The 374-nt window shown below is 46.0% G+C and carries 1 pseudogene; it reads right to left on the reverse strand.

Annotated elements, in window-relative coordinates:
* Positions 1-374, reverse strand: a pseudogene (locus CWB76_RS19895) (Hsp33 family molecular chaperone HslO); the annotation flags it as partial.

A 374-nucleotide genomic window follows, 5' to 3' on the forward strand; every position in this document is an offset into this window, starting at 1 on the left:
ACATGCCTTGGCGCTGCCCTCTTTAGTATCGGTTGCAAACCAAAGGCGTGTTTTTAATTGCTCAGACTGCTGAAAATAGCTTTATATACATTCACTTTATGTATCAGGCTCTAAAGGTACTATCCCTTGGTACCGCGCACCTTGAGTTGGAGTACTCGTGATACACCTGTCGCCGTGGCCAAGGTGCTCTTTGAGGGTTGAGGCAGTTGGATCTCGTTGTCGTCGCGCAATGCGACGCATATTTTGTTGATGATCTCCATTGATCACCGCATATTTTACGGGTCCATCACCTTGTAGTTGAACCGCAATTTCGCCTGCAAACTTTAACGTTGCTGTAAATAACCAGCTTGCAACAAGCAGCTCACCTAAATATC

Origin of the sequence: Pseudoalteromonas sp. S1609 (assembly GCF_005887255.1) — a bacterium.
Classification (GTDB): Bacteria; Pseudomonadota; Gammaproteobacteria; order Enterobacterales; family Alteromonadaceae; genus Pseudoalteromonas.